At 68.0% G+C, this 17,109-nt stretch carries 16 protein-coding genes and 2 tRNA genes; 15 read left to right on the top strand and 3 right to left on the bottom strand.

The annotated features are described in order from the left end of the window. Positions 1–84: 84 nt before the first annotated feature. A complete protein-coding gene (locus P0084_RS00590; protein WP_308914854.1) occupies positions 85–954 on the bottom strand; it encodes a DUF2059 domain-containing protein in 870 nt (289 codons plus the stop codon). Positions 955–1,154: 200 nt separating this feature from the next. Here P0084_RS00590 and P0084_RS00585 point away from each other — a divergent pair. From P0084_RS00585 to clpX, 9 genes are all read left to right on the top strand, one after another. Next, a tRNA-Ser gene (locus tag P0084_RS00585) sits at positions 1,155–1,244 on the top strand. Between the two features lie 36 nt (positions 1,245–1,280). After that, positions 1,281–2,471: a tyrosine--tRNA ligase gene (gene tyrS, locus P0084_RS00580; protein ID WP_308914853.1), complete on the top strand. Its 1,191-nt coding sequence runs from the start codon at positions 1,281–1,283 to the stop codon at positions 2,469–2,471. A gap of 46 nt (positions 2,472–2,517) precedes the next feature. Further along, positions 2,518–2,592: transfer RNA gene (locus tag P0084_RS00575), tRNA-Val, on the top strand. Positions 2,593–3,351: 759 nt separating this feature from the next. Beyond that, positions 3,352–4,512 carry a radical SAM protein gene (locus P0084_RS00570; protein WP_308914852.1) on the top strand — a complete coding sequence of 387 codons (1,161 nt, stop codon included), beginning with the start codon at positions 3,352–3,354 and terminating at the stop codon, positions 4,510–4,512. Positions 4,513–4,515: 3 nt separating this feature from the next. Continuing rightward, entirely contained in the window at positions 4,516–5,103 is a 588-nt protein-coding gene (locus P0084_RS00565; protein ID WP_308914851.1) for a 3'-5' exonuclease, read from the top strand. Then, positions 5,100–5,672 carry an AAA family ATPase gene (locus P0084_RS00560; RefSeq protein ID WP_308914850.1) on the top strand — a complete coding sequence of 191 codons (573 nt, stop codon included), beginning with the start codon at positions 5,100–5,102 and terminating at the stop codon, positions 5,670–5,672. Before P0084_RS00565 ends, P0084_RS00560 begins: the two co-directional genes overlap by 4 nt. 3 nt (positions 5,673–5,675) lie before the next feature. Beyond that, positions 5,676–6,560: an aldo/keto reductase gene (locus P0084_RS00555; protein WP_308914849.1), complete on the top strand. Its 885-nt coding sequence runs from the start codon at positions 5,676–5,678 to the stop codon at positions 6,558–6,560. Between the two features lie 384 nt (positions 6,561–6,944). Beyond that, positions 6,945–7,586, top strand: a complete 642-nt coding sequence (locus P0084_RS00550; protein ID WP_308914848.1) for an ATP-dependent Clp protease proteolytic subunit — start codon at positions 6,945–6,947, stop codon at positions 7,584–7,586. 244 nt (positions 7,587–7,830) lie between these two features. Further along, positions 7,831–9,093, top strand: a complete 1,263-nt coding sequence (gene clpX / locus P0084_RS00545; protein ID WP_308914847.1) for an ATP-dependent Clp protease ATP-binding subunit ClpX — start codon at positions 7,831–7,833, stop codon at positions 9,091–9,093. A 41-nt stretch (positions 9,094–9,134) separates the two neighbouring features. On the opposite strand, the gene P0084_RS00540 is transcribed toward clpX, so the two are convergent. Both P0084_RS00540 and P0084_RS00535 read right to left on the bottom strand, forming a co-directional pair. Continuing rightward, on the bottom strand, positions 9,135–9,563 hold the full coding sequence (locus P0084_RS00540; protein ID WP_308914846.1) for a pentapeptide repeat-containing protein: 429 nt from the start codon (positions 9,561–9,563) through the stop codon (positions 9,135–9,137). A gap of 16 nt (positions 9,564–9,579) precedes the next feature. After that, positions 9,580–10,551, bottom strand: coding sequence for a calcium/sodium antiporter (locus tag P0084_RS00535; protein WP_308914845.1), 972 nt, complete (start codon positions 10,549–10,551; stop codon positions 9,580–9,582). Between the two features lie 288 nt (positions 10,552–10,839). Between P0084_RS00535 and P0084_RS00530 the strand changes: the two genes are divergently transcribed. The 6 genes from P0084_RS00530 to P0084_RS00505 all read left to right on the top strand — a co-directional run bounded on the left by P0084_RS00530 (position 10,840) and on the right by P0084_RS00505 (position 17,099). Then, positions 10,840–11,907: a PAS domain-containing protein gene (locus P0084_RS00530; protein WP_308914844.1), complete on the top strand. Its 1,068-nt coding sequence runs from the start codon at positions 10,840–10,842 to the stop codon at positions 11,905–11,907. Positions 11,908–11,957: 50 nt separating this feature from the next. Further along, the gene (locus tag P0084_RS00525; protein WP_308914843.1) at positions 11,958–13,208 is read left to right on the top strand and encodes an FAD-binding domain-containing protein; all 1,251 of its coding nucleotides are present in this window, start codon (positions 11,958–11,960) and stop codon (positions 13,206–13,208) included. 115 nt (positions 13,209–13,323) lie between these two features. Continuing rightward, positions 13,324–14,172 carry an SPOR domain-containing protein gene (locus tag P0084_RS00520; RefSeq protein WP_308914842.1) on the top strand — a complete coding sequence of 283 codons (849 nt, stop codon included), beginning with the start codon at positions 13,324–13,326 and terminating at the stop codon, positions 14,170–14,172. Positions 14,173–14,220: 48 nt separating this feature from the next. Beyond that, positions 14,221–15,399 (top strand): D-alanyl-D-alanine carboxypeptidase family protein, encoded by a 1,179-nt coding sequence (locus P0084_RS00515; protein WP_308914841.1) that lies wholly within the window; start codon positions 14,221–14,223, stop codon positions 15,397–15,399. 33 nt (positions 15,400–15,432) lie between these two features. Next, positions 15,433–16,032, top strand: a complete 600-nt coding sequence (tmk, locus tag P0084_RS00510; protein ID WP_308914840.1) for a dTMP kinase — start codon at positions 15,433–15,435, stop codon at positions 16,030–16,032. Further along, the gene (locus P0084_RS00505) at positions 16,029–17,099 is read left to right on the top strand and encodes a DNA polymerase III subunit delta' (RefSeq protein WP_308914839.1); all 1,071 of its coding nucleotides are present in this window, start codon (positions 16,029–16,031) and stop codon (positions 17,097–17,099) included. Before tmk ends, P0084_RS00505 begins: the two co-directional genes overlap by 4 nt. Positions 17,100–17,109 lie beyond the last annotated feature (10 nt).

The following is a 17,109-nucleotide window of genomic DNA, read 5'->3' as shown; positions in this document are numbered from 1 at the left end:
CGATGAATAGCGAAGGCCGCAAGCGATGCCTGCGGCCCAGGTGCGGCGCAGTCCCACAGGGGGCCCGCCGTGTCAAGCGCGGGATCAGATCTCGCTCGACGCCATGAAGCGGGCGGCAGCGCGGCCCAACTCGTAGGACGTGACCTCGAACACGGCCCCGAAGCCCGCGAACAGGGCCGCGTTGTAGCGTCGTCCCGCATCCGTACCCAGATAGGCCAGATAGCGGCGCAGCTCGTCCTGCGTCAGCTCGGAATACGCCATCGTCAGGTAAGCCGTCAGCCAGCGCGACGTTGCATCCCGAACCTCCGGTTCCTGGTCCCAGACCATGGCGAGGATCTCGCCCTCGGTCAGGCGCTCGCGCATCGCGCCGCCATCGCCCAATCCGCGGTAGAAGGCGAAGTTCGCGTTCAGGCCACCGGACACGTTGGACGACACCAGATCCAGACGGTCGATGATCCGGTCCACCAGAGCGGCGTGGTCGTCGCGGTCGCGGTCGATGCGGCCGGCGGCGACCTGAGCCGCCTGCTCGACGTCGCGGTCCAGCATCGCCTCACGCGATGCGATCTCGGCACCCGTGATCTTGCGGCCGAGGTCGGTGCGCAGGAAGGCCAAGGCGGCGGCGCTTTCGGGGCCGCGCAGCTCCGCGTCGATCGCGTGCGCCACCAGGCCCACCAGACGGTCGGGCGCTTGGATGTCGGCCACCGTCGCGGCCCAGGCCGCACCGCCCTGACCGGGGAACAGCGAGCGTTCCAGGCCAATCCCGTGGCGGGCCCCTTCCGTCGCGATCACCCCGATCAGATCGGACAGCCGGGCCGCGTGCACCAGATCGGCGACCCGGCCGGCGGGCCGTTCCAGCCCGGCCGTCGTCGCACCACCCTCGCCCGCGACCGCAACCGGTCCCACGCATGTCATCGCACAGGCGAGCGCCAGGCCCGCAAATCGTCTGATCTTCATGTCCACCATCCCAATCTGCACCATCGGATGTTGGTCACCCGTATGGTTAACGATGAGTGAACACCGACCCCACACGAAAAAAAAGACACGAAAACGACACAATCGCCACGGGCGCGGGCGTCGGGGCCGGTTTCGCACACCGTTCGGGCACCCTTGCGCGTCGGGGCGGCTTTGATAGAAGCCCCGCCACGACCCCGCGCGGAGAGGTGCCGGAGTGGTCGAACGGGACGGTTTCGAAAACCGTTGTGGGTGCAAGCCTACCCAGGGTTCGAATCCCTGTCTCTCCGCCACCAACCCCTTGACGTCCCTGCCCGTTCGGAACCCCCATGCTGTACCGCCTGCTGTCCAACGTCGCCATCATGGAGCCGGAGGACGGCCTGAAGGAGAAGCTGGCCCTGGCAGAAGCCGAAAGCCGCCCCCTGCGGGTGAAGTTGGGGTTTGATCCTACGGCGGCGGATCTGCATCTGGGGCATGCGGTGGTGTTGCAGAAACTCCGCGATTTCCAGGAATCGGGCCATACGATCGTCGTCATCATCGGCGACTTCACCGCCTCCATCGGGGATCCGACGGGGCGCAACAAGATGCGACCGCCGCTGTCGGCCGACGAGATCGCCGCGAACGCGGAGACGTACCTGGCCCAGCTGGGCCGCGTCGTGGACACCGACCGGATCGAGGTGCGGCGCAACAGCGAGTGGCACGGACGGCTGGACCTGGCGGGCACGATCCGGCTGATGTCTCAGGTCACGGTCGCGCAGATCATGACGCGCGACGACTTCCGCCGCCGGTTCGCCGACGGGCTGCCCATCCACCTGCACGAGCTGCTGTACCCGATCCTGCAGGGCTACGATTCCGTGATGATCGACGCGGACATCGAGCTGGGCGGCACGGACCAGCTGTTCAACAACCTGATGGGCCGCCACCTGCAGGAGGCCGCGGGCAAGCCGGGCCAGGCGGTGATGACGATGCCCCTGCTGGTGGGCCTGGACGGGTCCGACAAGATGTCGAAGTCCAAGAGCAACTATGTCGGCCTGACCGACCCGGCGGAGGAGATGTTCGGCAAGCTGATGTCGATCTCGGACGCGATGCTGCCGAACTACCTGGAGCTGACGACGACGTTCGACGCGAGCGAAATCAAGGGGATGACGGACGCTCTTGAAGCGGGCGAGAACCCGATGGGGATCAAGAAGGCCCTGGCCGCGAACGTGACCGACCGGTTCCACGGTTCCGGCGCGGGCGATGCGGGCCGCGCGCATTTCGAGCGCACCGTGCAGAAGAAGGCGCCGTCGGAGGCGGACCACGTGCCCTTGCCCGTAAACGGCCTGACGGACGGTGCCACGCTGCTGGACCTGTGCGCGGCCGCCCAGCCGGATCAGAGCCGCGGCGCGCTGAAGCGGCTGATCGCGGGCGGCGGCGTGCGGCTGGACGGCGACAAGGCGGACGACCCCAACGCGGCGGTCGACGCCGCGCCGGGCCGCAGGCTGTGGATCGGCAAGCGGGACCGGTTCGTGCTGACCTGATCGGGTCTTGAACCCCGCTGCGGGGAACGGTATCCGCCGCCCGGACGGGTGATTAGCTCAGTGGTAGAGCGCTTCGTTCACATCGAAGATGTCGGGGGTTCAAATCCCTCATCACCCACCATTCCCCCTCCGTTTCCCACGACGACGAATCGCGATGGGCCGCGCGGTTAAGGCCGGGTGAACGCCGACGGCGATTTTCGGCGCGATCAGAAAAATCGGGCGTACACCCCCCGTACACCCCCCGTACACCCCCCGTACATACGCATCGGCATATCGGCACCGCACGTTGCGCCGGGGTTGCGTCGTTAAGACGTTCGGTGCGGGGGTGGTCCGGTAGGGCGCAGGCCGCGTCGCGGGCCGAGGGTCAGGCGGCGCACTCGCGGCCTTCGACTGCGTAGGTCTGCCCCGGCGCGGACAGGATGTAGGGCGATGTGTCAGGCGGATCAGTCGAGCAGAGGCATGCTTGTCGCCAATCCGAAAAGTGGGCCGGACGGATGGATACTCAGACTGTTCGACATCCAAGCCGCCGGACCCGGCGGCCGGTGTAGGAGAGTGACTAGATCTTCAGGTAGACCGCTCTTAGGGGTCCTTGACTGTGAATACGTCTTCTGGCCCGAAGCGGACGTTCTTGGAAGCAGATAATGTCCCACAGCAACGTTCGACGACACGCGAAGCTGTACTGGAGACGCTTCAATGCGGGAAACGAGCTAGGTATTACGGTAGGATCAGGCACCAGCGACTGCATTGGTGAGCCGAACCCACGAAAAGCAGAGGCTAACTGTGTTTTGGAATAGACCTAGACCGGCTTACGGTGATCGGCTTACGGTTTCGGGAGTACCGTTGGAGCATTAGACCCCGACACAACTGGGAAGGATGGGACATGCCATTTCCTGAACCCCCTAATCTCGCCTACGCCACTTCCAGCTTGCGACCCGCGCCGTCCGACCTCGATCCCGCCCTTCGCGACGTGGTAGAATATCGCAAGTCGGGCCTGAGCCTGAATCACATTGTCGGCTGTCCGCTCGACTGCGGCTACTGCGTGCGCCACCTCTTCGGCAACTACGAGATGAAGCGTCCACATCTGGTGATGCCGGACGCAGACGCGGTCGATCGTCTCACGGCCCACCCCTATTTCGTTCGCGACAAGACTCCAATTCAGATCTTTAATAGGGCGACGGACCCTTTCCTGCCGCGCGTAAAGGACCACCTCTTTGCAACCTTACAGCTTCTCGACAGGCAGGGCTTTAAGAATCACGTGCTTGTCATCACCCGGTGGAAGATTATGGAGGCCGACGTTGCCCGCCTTGAGGCTCTCTGCAACCTCAAGGTCACCGTCCTCGTTACGTGGTCGGGCATAACCGATCCCCGCATCGAACCGATCGACAGCGGGGTCGCCTCGGAGACCCTTCGCACGTTGCAATCCTCGAAACGCCGGACGCGTTCGGTGCTCTACTGGCGTCCCATCGTCGCCGGCCTCAACGATGACCGGGCGCGGATCGAACAGGCGCAGCACTTGGCGCAGCTCGCCGATGCCTGCGTCTTCACCGGCTTGTTCCACCGCGAAGAGATCAGGGACTACCTACGGTCCGCCGGTGTGTCGGACCTTTATGACGACGTCGCCCGCAGAAAGATCCTCCCTCAAGACTTAGAGCGCCGCATTCTCGACGGCTTTGGGACCGGTGAGAACGCCATCCCCTTGTTCCGCAAGACCTCCTGTGCGGTCGCGTACGCACACGGGCTGCCGGACTACAACGGTCACTACGGCATTCCGGCAATCTGCGATATCTGCCCCGCCGCGCAGGTGGGCCGGTGCTCGGATGCCCACCGAAATCCATCGCGAACTGAGATCGAGCGATGGATCCACCGCGTCGGGCTGAACCCGGACGGCACCGTCATGGCCTCGGGGCATCTGACCGTGACGGGAAGTACGGAACAGCAGAGATACGCCATCCAGCATGCCACGGGATTCCAGGTTCACGACCGCTCGCATCCCCATCTTGAGGGACGTCATGGCCGCGCGGAGCAAGGCTGGGGAACGTGATACATGGACGAAAGCCTATACATTTGGGCGGTCGACCTCGAAGGCAGCGGGGCGTCTCCGCCCGAGATCGTCGATCTAGCGCTTGTGGAGATTTGCGGCATCGTGCCGACAGGATGCGTCCGGCATTGGCGGGTCCGACCTGATCGATGCATCACGCCGCAGGCCACACGCATCCACCGCCTGACAGATGCAGATGTCGCCGAAGCACCTCCTGTCGAGGCGATACGCTCGGACGTAATGGAGACGCTCGCAGACAGGCCCATTCTTGGGCACAACGTGTCGGTGGACCTCAGGCTTCTCCAACGTGCCTTTCCCGGATGGCACCCGCCGGCCGCATATGACACCCTGCGCATGACCCGGCGCCTCGCTCCGGCGCGCAATCATGGGCTGACCCTATTGATTGATGCGTACGATCTGCACGTTGGGGCTGCGTGTCTGTCGGATGGCGCGTCTCGCCATTCCGCACTCTACGATGCCGCGGCCTGCGCGTTGTTGTTCCAGCACCTAATGGAGCCCATCGCGGTACCTGCACGCAGGGCCGAACTGAACGCCGCTGACGTACTGGACGTTAGGCAGGGCAGGCTTCTATGAGGCGACCGTTCAAAATCGGCGTGGCCGGTACGCATTCGACAGGAAAGACGACGTTCCTCGATGCTTTGGAAGCACGGTTTCAAGTCCTCGGCTGCTCTGCTGCGCGCGTCCATCCAGATGCCCGGGTAGCTCGCTCGATCGGCCTCCCAATCCTGCGCCACCACACCTTCGAGAGCACGGCCTGGATGATGGGCGAGACGATCCGAGCGGAAGCCGCCGCATCGCCAGAACACGATATCATCCTGGTCGATCGCCCGATCCTGGACGCACTGGGGTATCTAATCGCGGCGTTGCGCGTCACTGACCGCCATGTCCAGGCCGATCGCATGGAACGTCTGACGGCGCTCTGCCTGTCGTGGCTGCCCGACTACGACCTGCTTTTCGTGACACATTTGGATCCTACCATTCCTACTGCTTCTGGCCGCGACACGGATGAAGAGTACCGCCGCGAAGTCGACCGAACTATCATCGATCTCGTGAAGACGTATGCCACCGAAGCTCATGTGTTGCGGCATGACAGGGCGGCTGAGGCTTTCGCACTAACGATGGCAGCCTTCGAGCGGCGGTGAGAGATGACGCAGGCAAAGGACGCCGCAGCCCATGCCTTAGATCTAGCCGGTCCCGGTCGGATAGGCATCGGATGCATGGCGCTGACCGGGCTCTACGGCAAAATCGACCCGCGCGATGCTCGAGCCGTAATCAATTCGGCCGTGGACATGGGATTTCGTCTCTTCGACACGGCACCACTCTATACCGATGGAGAGAACGAGCGTCTCTTGGGATGTACCCTTGCAGGTCACAAGCATTGCCTCATCGCAACAAAATTCGGGCTGGAAGCCGGCACCGACGGCACCCTTCGCCCTAACAGCCGCCCGGATGCGATCCGTGTCTCCGTGGATGCATCTCTGCGTCGTCTGAACAGCGAACGGATCGATCTCCTCTTCCAGCACCGACCCGACCCCCAAGTCGACGATGCGGAAGTGGCGGGAATGATTAAGCTCTTGATAGCGGAGGGAAAGGTCGATCGCTTCGGCTTATCTAGATCGGGGGCGTCGCGAGCCGGGGAGGTCGCGCGAAACGTTGCCATTGCATGTGTGCAGAACGCATTCTCCCCGCTATCCGACGATTTGGACGTCGATGAAGCGCCAACATCATTTACCGAACGCGGCATGGCCTTCCTCGCGTACTCGCCACTAGCACGCGGCGCAGTGGTTAGGCCGAGGCGCATCTACGCCGATGACGACTACCGCCAGAGATCGGCCGCAACAGATGAAGCGCCGGAGTTCTCCAAGGCGCGTGATCAGATTGAAGCTCTGGCACAAGAGAACGGTACGTCGCTTGCGGGCGCGGCACTAGCATGGGTGCGGGAGCAGGATGCCGGCATCGTGGCACTGCCTGGCCCAAGAACAGTCGATCACGTTAGCGAACTGACCTCGACCAGTCTGGATACATTTTGAGCGACGATGGCGAGCATCCACGCGGTTAACAAAGCAGAACCGACCGGTTGCGGACACTCCTATTACGGGGACTCAGGAACCTGTTTTGCACCTGCAGCGAAAGTTCGCTTTCCTCCCCTCGAGACCTTTGCAGCCTCCCCAATAATGGTCGCCCATGACTGACTCCGGACCCGTCCCGCAGTTCTTACGTCGCCGCTTCTAGACCTTCGTGGCATCTTGCAGATCGAACCGCGCCATTAACCCTTCGACACTACGCCTCCGATACCTCGTTCGCGGCGTCACCGCGGGACCCTGCCCCGCCTTGAACCCCCCCGGCGGGGACCCTACTCTGCCACCTCCACGACGGTCGCGGCGCGCGCGGTCGTCAGGCGAGAGGGACAGGACATGCGCGACCCAGTCGAGACCTATCAGATGAACCTCGTCCCCATGGTGGTCGAGCAGACCTCCCGCGGGGAGCGGGCCTACGACATCTTCAGCCGTCTTTTGAAGGAGCGGATCATCTTCGTGAACGGCCCCGTCCACGACGGCATGAGCCAGCTGGTCGTGGCCCAGCTTCTGCACCTGGAGGCGGAGAACCCCGACAAGGAGATCGCGATGTACATCAACAGCCCCGGCGGATCGGTGTCCGCGGGCCTGTCGATCTACGACACGATGCAGTACATCAAGCCGAAGGTGTCCACGCTGGTCTGCGGCCTGGCCGCGTCGATGGGGTCGGTCCTGTCGATGGCCGGCGAGAAGGGGATGCGGTTCAGCCTGCCCAACAGCGAGTTCATGGTCCACCAGCCGTCCGCCGGGTTCCAGGGCACGGCGGAGGACATCCTGATCTCCGCCCGCAACATCGAGCGCAACCGCGAGCGGCTGTACAAGCTGTACGTCAAGCACACGGGTCAGGACTTCGAGGTCGTGCAGAAGGCCCTGGACCGCGACAAGTGGATGACGCCGGAGGAGGCGAAGGACTGGGGCCATATCGACGAGATCGTCGAAAGCCGGGAGGAGGCCGCGAAGGCCGCGAACGCGGCGAAGTGACCCGCGGGGGGGCGCGCGGCGGGTCCGCGCGCGCCCCTGCCGGTCCCGGCGGCGTTGGCGCGCGCGCGCGGCGGCCCGGTCCGCGACACATGATTCACCGGCGCGGTTTCGGCATTGTGCCTGTCCTGGCGAGGCCATAGGCTTCCGGCCAGGACAGACGGCGACACGGATGCATGGGCGGGCCCCCGGAACCCCGCCCCCCGCGGCACATGCGGCGCGCGGGATGCAGGCAGGAGGCACGGACATGGCCAATCAGAACGAGGGCGGGGACGCGAAGAACACCCTGTATTGCAGCTTCTGCGGCAAGTCGCAGCACGAGGTGCGCAAGCTGATCGCGGGACCCACCGTGTTCATCTGCGACGAATGCGTCGAATTGTGCATGGACATCATCCGCGAGGAAACGAAGGCCGCCGGCCTGAAGGCGGCGGACGGCACCCCCACCCCGCGCGAGATCTGCCGCGTGCTGGACGATTACGTGATCGGGCAGGCCCACGCCAAGCGCGTGCTGTCCGTGGCGGTCCACAACCATTACAAGCGCCTGGACCATGCGGGGAAGTCCGACATCGAGCTGGCGAAGTCCAACATCATGCTGATCGGCCCCACGGGCTGCGGCAAGACCCTGTTGGCGCAGACGCTGGCGCGGATCCTGGACGTGCCGTTCACGATGGCGGACGCGACCACGCTGACCGAAGCTGGTTACGTGGGCGAGGACGTCGAGAACATCATCCTGAAGCTGTTGCAGGCGTCGGAATACAACGTCGAGCGCGCCCAGCGGGGCATCGTCTACATCGACGAGGTCGACAAGATCACGCGCAAGTCGGACAACCCGTCGATCACCCGCGACGTGTCGGGCGAAGGCGTGCAGCAGGCGCTGTTGAAGATCATGGAGGGGACCGTCGCCTCCGTGCCGCCGCAGGGCGGGCGCAAGCATCCCCAGCAGGAGTTCCTGCAGGTCGACACGACGAACATCCTGTTCGTGTGCGGCGGGGCGTTCGCGGGCCTGGACAAGATCATCGCGCAGCGGGGCAAGGGCTCCTCCATGGGCTTCGGCGCCGACGTGAAGGCGCCCGACGAGAAGGGCGTGGGCGAGCAGTTCAAGGAGCTGGAGCCCGAGGATCTCTTGAAGTTCGGCCTGATCCCCGAATTCGTCGGCCGCCTGCCCGTCATCGCGACGCTGGAGGATCTGGACGCCGACGCGCTGGTCACGATCCTGACGGAGCCGAAGAACGCCCTGGTCAAGCAGTACCAGCGTCTGTTCGAGTTGGAGAGCGTGACGCTGACCTTCACGGACGACGCGCTGACGGCCATCGCGGCGCGCGCCATCGAGCGCAAGACCGGCGCCCGCGGCCTGCGATCGATCATGGAGGACATCCTGCTCGACACGATGTTCGACCTGCCCGGGATGGACACCGTGGAGGAGGTCGTCGTGAACGAGGACGCCGTCCGCCGCGAGGTGAAGCCCCTGCTGATCCACGCCGAGAAGGCGGGCGAGACCGTCAGCGCCTGACGGTCACGGGGCGGCGTCCGTGCCGCCCCCGCCGCGACCGATCAGCGGCAGCCCCCGTTGGCCATGGTGTCGTCTGGCATCTGCGTGTTGCAGGTGTGTGCGCCTTCCAGGTCGGTGCGGGTCAGGACGGCCCCTTCCAGCACCGCGCCCGACAGGTCCGCCCCGGTCAGGGTCACGTCCACCAGGCGGGCGCCCACCAGGCTGGCGCCGCCGAGATCCGCGCCGTCCAGGCGGACGCGTTCCAGCACCGCCCCGTCCAGGCGCGCCAGCGACAGGTTCGCGCCCGTCAGGTCCACGTCGCGCAACGTCCCGCGTGTCAGATCGACCGCGGTGAGCTGCGCGCCCGCATGGCGTGCGTTCTCGATCACGCAGGCGGCGCAATCGCCCAGCCGCTTCATCTCGCCCTGCGCGGCGGCGGGTCCCGGCAGCAGCATCGCCAGGACCAGTATGGGGAACGGGGGTCGGGTCATCGTACGCTCCGATCGATCATGTGCCGGCGACGAGCCAGGCGGTGTAGGCGGCATAACCCGCCAGGAATAGTCCGCCCGCGATCCGGCCGATCCGCTGGCGCGAGATCACCAGCGCGATCAGACCCGCCGCCACCCCGGCCATCACCCAGACGTCCAGGGTGGCGATGCGGTCGGGCACGTCGATCGGCGCGATCAGGGCGGTGAGGCCAAGGATGCCCCCGACATTGCAGATGTTCGACCCGACGACGTTGCCGAAGGCCAAGCCGGGCTGGCGCCGCGACGCGGCCACCACCGACGTCACCAATTCGGGCAGCGACGTGCCCACGGCCACCACGGTCAACCCCACCACCGCCTGGGACAGGCCCCAGAGGGCGGCCAGCTCGATCGCGGCATCGACCGCCACGCGCGCGCCGAGGATCACGGTGGCGATCCCGGCAGCCGTCAGGGCGGCGGCGCGCCACGGACGGACGGCGGGCGTGGTCGGCCCTTCCTCCGCCGGGGCCGTGTCCCGTTCGGCGCGGTAGGCGACCGCGACATAGGCCGCGAGCCCCGCCACCAGGAGCGCGCCCATCCAGCGATTCAACGCGCCACCCAAAACGACCGCCACGCAGGCCCCGGTCGCGAGCGCCAGAGCAAGGCCGTCGCGTGCGAAGCCCGCGCGGGCGACGGCGAGGGGGGCGATGAGCGCCGTCAGACCCAGAATCAGCGCGACGTTCGCGATGTTCGACCCGACCACGTTGCCCACGGCGATGCCGGGGGCACCCGCGAGCGCGGCCTGGAGGCTGGTCACGAGTTCCGGCGCGGAGGTTCCGAAGCCCACGATCGTGAGCCCGATAACCAATGGCGACACGCGGAGGCGTTCGGCCAGGCCCACGGCGCCGCGGACCAGCGCCTCGCCCCCCGCGACGAGCAGGGCAAACCCCAGGAGCAGTTGAAGGACGACCATGATGGACGCGGCCCCGGTGAACGCCTGCCGCGCATGTCGCACGGCCCCGGTCGTCTGTCGGAACAGGTGGGAGGGGCAGGTATGCATTCAAGTGCCCCCCGCCCGCGGCATGCCCATCGGGCGGGCGGGCGCCGATGCGGTTCACCGGGGCGTCCCGATGCCGCTGATCCGGCGGGACCATCCTGCTGGACCCGTGCAACGCCATTGCATAGGATCCGGAATGGCGCGCGGGCATGAGTTCGCGCAGGCCTGCGCCGGTGGGGGTCGGACAGGGGGGCGGGTCTTGGACGCGCCGGAGCGAACCGGGGCGGAGCGATCGTGAAGGACGACATGACCGACATTCGGACGGGTACTCCCCAGGAAGGCTTGGAACTGAACCCGGCCGCCTACGACAGCAGCGACAACGATCGCATCCGCGCCCTGGGGATCGATCCGGCGACCTTGTACGAGCAATCGTTGCAGCAGACGCGCATGGCGATCACCCTGACGGATCCGTTCCAGGACGACACGCCCATCATCTATGCCAACCGTGCCTTCGTCGAGTTGACGGGGTACGATCTGGGTCAGGTGATCGGTCGGAACTGTCGGTTCCTGCAAGGTCCCGACACGGCATCCGAGGCCGTGGACGCGATCCGCGACGCGATCGCCGCGCGTGAGGTCCGGGTCGTGGAGATCCTGAACTACCGCAGCGACGGTACGACGTTCTGGAACGCCCTGCATGTCGGCCCGGTCTTTGACGAGGGCGGCGCGCTGACCCACTATTATGGATCGCAGTGGGACATCACCGACGTCGTGCACGAGCGCGAGCGCTCCGCCCTGCAAGTCCAGGTCGCCGACGAGTTGCAGCATCGGACCGGCAACCTGTTCGCGGTGATCGGATCGATCCTGCGCGCGACCGCGCGCAACGAGACAGACGTCGCGACGGTGGTGGAGAAGATGGAGGGGCGGCTGCGCTCGCTCGACCGGGCGCACCGCATCTCGATCGCGGAAGGCCGCGACCGGGGGGAGCGGTCGGACCTGCACGAACTGGTCTCGACCATCTTGGAACCGTACCGGACGGCCAATTCGAAGCGCATCGTGCTGAGCGGCGAGTTGGTGGGCATCCCGCGCGAGGCGGTGACGCCGATCGGGCTGATCCTGCACGAGCTGGCGACGAACGCGCTGAAGTACGGCGCGTTCAGCCTGCCGGCGGGGTCGGTGTCGGTCGAATGGACGCAGGAGGACGACACCATCGTCCTGCGCTGGACCGAACGGGGCGGGCCTGCCGTCGTCCGGCCGTCGCGCAGCGGAACGGGGTCGCGGATCACCACGGGCGTCCTTCGATCCATCCGGGCGGACCTGCGCCAGGATTGGGCCGCGGAAGGTATGCGCGCGACGTTGCGGATGCCGGCCTCCTGACGGCGGGCCGTGCCCTCGCCCGTCCGCGCTCATGCCCTACCCTCCCCCACATGAAGGACATTCCCGACGACCTGCGCGCGGATCCCGGCGCTGCGCCCCGCGACTTCCCCGCGACCCGTCAGGCGGGCCTGGACCGGCTGGCAGCGTTCGTGCCGCGGGCCGGACGCGATTACGCGGCGAAGCGCAACCATGACCTGCCGGGGCACCCCCATGTCAGCGTCCTGTCGCCCTGGCTGCGCCATCGCGCTGTGACGGAGGCCGAGGTCTGCGCCGCCGTGCTGGAACGATACGCCCCGTCGAGCGCGGAAAAGTTCATCCAGGAGGTGTGCTGGCGGACCTATTTCAAGGGCTGGCTGGAACGGCGGCCATCGATCTGGCTGCAATACCAGGCGGAGTTGAAGCAGGCGCGGAACCGCCTCGCCACGGAGGCGGGCCTGCGGCGAGCGTTCGAGGATGCCTGCCACGGGCGGACGGGGATCGCGCCCTTCGACGCCTGGGCGCGGGAGGTGGTCGAGACGGGGTACATGCACAACCATGCGCGGATGTGGTTCGCCTCCGTTTGGATGCACACGTTGGAGCTGCCTTGGGTGCTGGGGGCGGACTTCTTCCTGCGCCATCTGCTGGACGGGGACCCGGCGTCGAACACCCTGTCCTGGCGTTGGGTCGGCGGACGGCATACGATCGGCAAGACCTATCGCGCGCGGGCGTCGAACATCGCGAAGTTCACGGGCGGGCGGTACGACCCGGAGGATTTGGGACGTCGATTGGGGGGCGAGCCCGTGCCGCCCGACGTGCCGGCCCACGGGGCGCCCGTCGACGTGCCGGACGACGTCGCGTGGGACCGGACCCTGCGCACCGGCCTGTTGCTGCACGAGGACGACCTCCACCCCGCCTATCTGCGCAACCGCGGCCTGCAGCCCGTGGCGGGCGCGGTCTTGATCGCACCGGATGCGCGGTCCCCGTTCGCGGTGTCGCGCGCCGTCGTCGAGTTCACGACGGCGCTGGCGGAGGACGCGGCCGCGCGATGGTCCGAGACGTACCCGATGCGCGGGCCTACGGGCGACGTGGACGCCATCGCGGCCTGGGTCGCGGAGAATGCGTTGGAGCAGGTGGTCGCCCCCTATGCGCCCGTGGGATACCTGCGCGACAGGCTGGACGCCGTCGAACGCGCGATCGACGTCCCCCTGATGCGACCGTTGCGAGACTGGGACGCCGCCGCCTGGCCCTGGACCACGGCGGGCTTCTTCAAGCTGAAATCCAAGATCCCCCGTATCCTGGAAACCATAGGATCCGACACATAACGCGGGCGATCCGCAATCGGCGCTTCCCACCGCGTTCCCGTCCCGCTACGCTTTGCCCTGCGGAAAGGTCCGATCAACGGGCCGCCGCCCGAGCAGGCAGAACGGGACGACAGGCATGATCCGATCCGGCAAGGGGCACGGCCTATCCGTGCGATGGGCGTTGGCATTGCTGGCGGGCACGGCGCTGGCGGGGTGCGGGGCGATGCCCAAGCTGCCCGGCACTGCGCAGGCCACCCGCGGGGACAGCGCGGCGGACGCGGCGATGGTGGAGCGCGACGTCGAGGCGCCGGAGGTCTTCGCCGCCGAGGACGACGCGCTGTGGGACGGCCGCCCGTCGCTGGGCGGCGTGTGGCTGGCCGCCCCCGGCGTCACCAGCCCGGAGCGGATCGTCATCCGCAACCGCGACAACGGCAAGGTGGTGATCGGCGCACTGTTCAAGCGCGAGGCCGCGAATCCGGGCCCCGCCCTGCAATTGTCGTCGGATGCGGCAAAGGCGCTGGGGATCGCCGCCGGGCGGCCCACGGCGATCAGCGCCGTCGCCCTGCGCGAGCGGGAGGTTCCGGCGGTCGAGTTGCCCGCGATCGCGGATGGCGACGATCCGACAGCCGCGCCGATGGCCGACATCGTGGCCACGTCGCTCGACGCGCCGCCGGCGGATGGGCCCGACGCGTCCTTCGAAACGCGCATCGCCGCGGCGGTCGATGCGCCGTCCCAGGCCCCCGCCGCGTCCCTGGCCAAACCCTTCGTCCAGGTGGGCATCTTCAGCGTCCAGGCGAATGCCGGGAACACGGCGGAGGCGTTCCGCCAGGCGGGCCTGACGCCGGACGTCCGCCAGGGCACCAGCAGCGGCAAGCCGTTCTGGCGCGTGCTGATCGGCCCCGCCGCCACGAACGCGGAGCGCGAGGCGACGCTGCAGCGGGCCGTGGATCTCGGGTTCAAGGACGCCTACCCCGTCGGCGGTTGAGGTCCTATATCGCCCGCGGGGACGCCAAGCAGGATGGGGACGCACGCCATGACACGACCGATCATTGCAGCCGCCTTGGCCGTCGCGCTGGCCGCCGGGGCTTCCGCGCAGGAGTTCGCGACGCAGGCCGGCAGCGCCATCGTGGTGGATCACAACACGAGCCAGGTGCTTCTGTCGAAGAACGCGCAGGTTCCCCTGCCGCCCGCGTCGATGTCGAAGCTGATGACGCTGAACATGGCGTTCGAGGCCCTGGAGGACGGGCGCCTGTCGATGGACACCGTGCTGCCCGTGTCGGCGCATGCGGCCAGCTATGGCGGGTCGACGATGTTCCTGGACCCCCGCGACCGGGTCACGGTCGAGGATCTGATCCGCGGCGTCATCGTCCTGTCGGGCAACGACGCGACGGTCGTGCTGGCGGAGGCCCTGTCCCCCGACGGCACGGAGGACGGCTTCGCCGAGTTGATGACCCGGCGCGCGCGCGAGCTGGGCATGGAGAACAGCGTGTTCCGCAACGCCAGCGGCTGGCCCGAGGCGGGGCACGTCATGTCGATGGAGGATTTGGCGATCCTGGCGGAGCGGCTGATCACGGCCTTCCCCGAATACTATCCGATGTTCGCCGAGCAGGAGTTCGCCTTCGACGGACGCTCGCCGGCCAACCGGTTCAACCGCAATCCCCTGCTGGATCTGGGCATCGGCGCGGACGGCCTGAAGACGGGCCACACGATGGAGGCGGGATACGGTCTGGTCGGCAGCGCCGTGCAGGGCGACCGGCGCGTTACCTTCGTCTTGTCCGGCATGGATACCGAAGCCCAGCGGGCCGAGGAGTCGGAGCGGATCGTCAACTGGGCCTTCCGGCAGTTCGCCGAGGCCACGGTCCTGGACGACGCCGCGAGCCCCGTCATGGAGGCGGAGGTCTTCATGGGCGAGCGTCCGACCGTCGCGTTGGTGACCGAGGGTCCCCTGACCGTGCTGCTGCCCGTGGCGGGGCGCCAACCCATCGAGGGGGTCATCGCCTATGACGGCCCCTTGGAGGCGCCGGTCGCCGCGGGCACCCAGGTCGCGACCCTGACCCTGGCCCATCCGGGCATGGAGCCGCGGCAGGTCGCGCTGGTGACCGCGACGGACGTGCCCCGCGCGGGCCCCCTGCGGCGGATCCAGGTGACGGGGATGGCGGTCGCCGGGCAGGTCCTGGGCGAGGCGATGGCGCGCTTCCAGGGCGACGGGTGACGCGGCACCCCTCCGCCTGCTAGGGGCGCGTCCATGTTCATCAGCTTCGAGGGGATCGACGGCTCCGGCAAGTCGACGCAGGCGCGGTTGCTGGCCGACGCGCTGCGCGCGCGGGGCCGGGACGTCGTCCTGACGCGGGAGCCCGGGGGGTCCGCCGGGGGCGAGGACATCCGCGCGCTGGTGCTGAACGGGCCCCCGGACCGTTGGCTGCCGGATACGGAGGCGCTGCTGTTCACCGCCGCGCGCCACGACCACGTCGCGCGCACGATCCGCCCGGCCTTGGCACGCGGTGCCACGGTTGTATGCGACCGCTTCGCCGACTCGACCCGGCTGTACCAGGGCGCGACCCGGGGCGCGCTGCGCCGCTTCGTGGACGCGCTGCACGACCTGGCCATCGGGTTGGAGCCGGACCGGACCTTCGTGATCGATCTGCCGCCGGAGGAGGGGCTTGCGCGCGCGAACGCCCGCGTCGGTTCGGAGGCGCGGTTCGAGGGGTTCGGCCTGGACTTCCAGCGCCGGCTCCATTCCGGGTTCCACGACCTGGCGCGCGAGGCGCCCGACCGCATCCGGCTGATCGACGGGACGGGCGATCCGGACGCCGTCCATGCGCGCGTGTGGAACGCGCTGCCATGACGGACGCGACGGAGCGGCCCGAGCCCGACCGGCAGGGCGACGCCCCCCATCCCCGGCACACCCCGCGCCTGTTCGGACAGGACGCGGCGGAGGCCGCGGTGCTGGCGGCTTGGAACGGCGGGCGCATGCCGCATGGCTGGATGCTGACCGGACCGCGCGGCGTGGGAAAGGCGACGCTGGCCTGGCGCATGGCGCGGTTCCTTGTGACCGACCCGCCCGCGCGGGCGGACGACCTGGACCCCGCCCCCGGCCACCCCGCCCTGCGGCGTCTGGGGGCGCTGTCCCATGCCGGCCTGCTGCTGCTGCGCCGCCCCTGGGACGACAAGGCCGGCCGTCTGCGCACGGAGATCACGGTGGAGGAGGCACGCCGCCTGAACGGGTTCTTCGCATTGTCCGCCGGGGGGCGCCGCGTCGTGATCGTGGACGCGGCCGACGACCTGAACCGCAACGCGGCGAACGCGATCCTGAAGCTGCTGGAGGAGCCGCCGGAGGGCGCGACGATCCTCCTGGTCGCCCACAGACCGGCGGCGATCCTGCCCACCATCCGGTCGCGGTGCCGTTCGCTGGCGCTGCATCCCCTGGACGAGGACGCCATGCGCGCGGCCTTGCGGCAGGCCGGGGCGGACGTCACGCCCGCGGTGCTGCACCTGGCGGAAGGATCGGTCGGGGCGGCCCTGTCGATCGCGGAAGGGGGGGCGTCGACCTACGTCTCGCTGGTGCGATGCCTGGGCGGTCCGATGATGGACCGCGGCGCGGCCCGGACGCTGGCGGACGGCATGACCGGACGGGCGAATGCGGGCAAGCTGGACGTGGCCCTCGACATGGTCCGCCGCCTGGCGCACCGCGCCGCCCGTGCCGCGGTCCTGGGCCCGTCGGAGCCGATCACGGCGCAGGAACCCGACGCCCTGCGCCGCCTGGCCCCCGACCTGGCCGCGGCGCAAGCGTTGATCGATGTCGTGCAGGTCGCGCTGGACCGGGCCGCGCACGCGCAGGCGGTGAACGTGGACCCTTCCGCGATCCTATGGGACGTGCTGGTCGCGCTGGACGGGCACGCCGCGTCCGTCTAGGCCCGCGCGC

Source organism: Jannaschia maritima (assembly GCF_030973515.1).
Taxonomy (GTDB): Bacteria; Pseudomonadota; Alphaproteobacteria; order Rhodobacterales; family Rhodobacteraceae; genus Jannaschia; species Jannaschia maritima.
The sequence above is the reverse complement of the archived record's forward strand: the minus strand, read 5'-3'. Positions and strand labels throughout refer to the sequence as shown.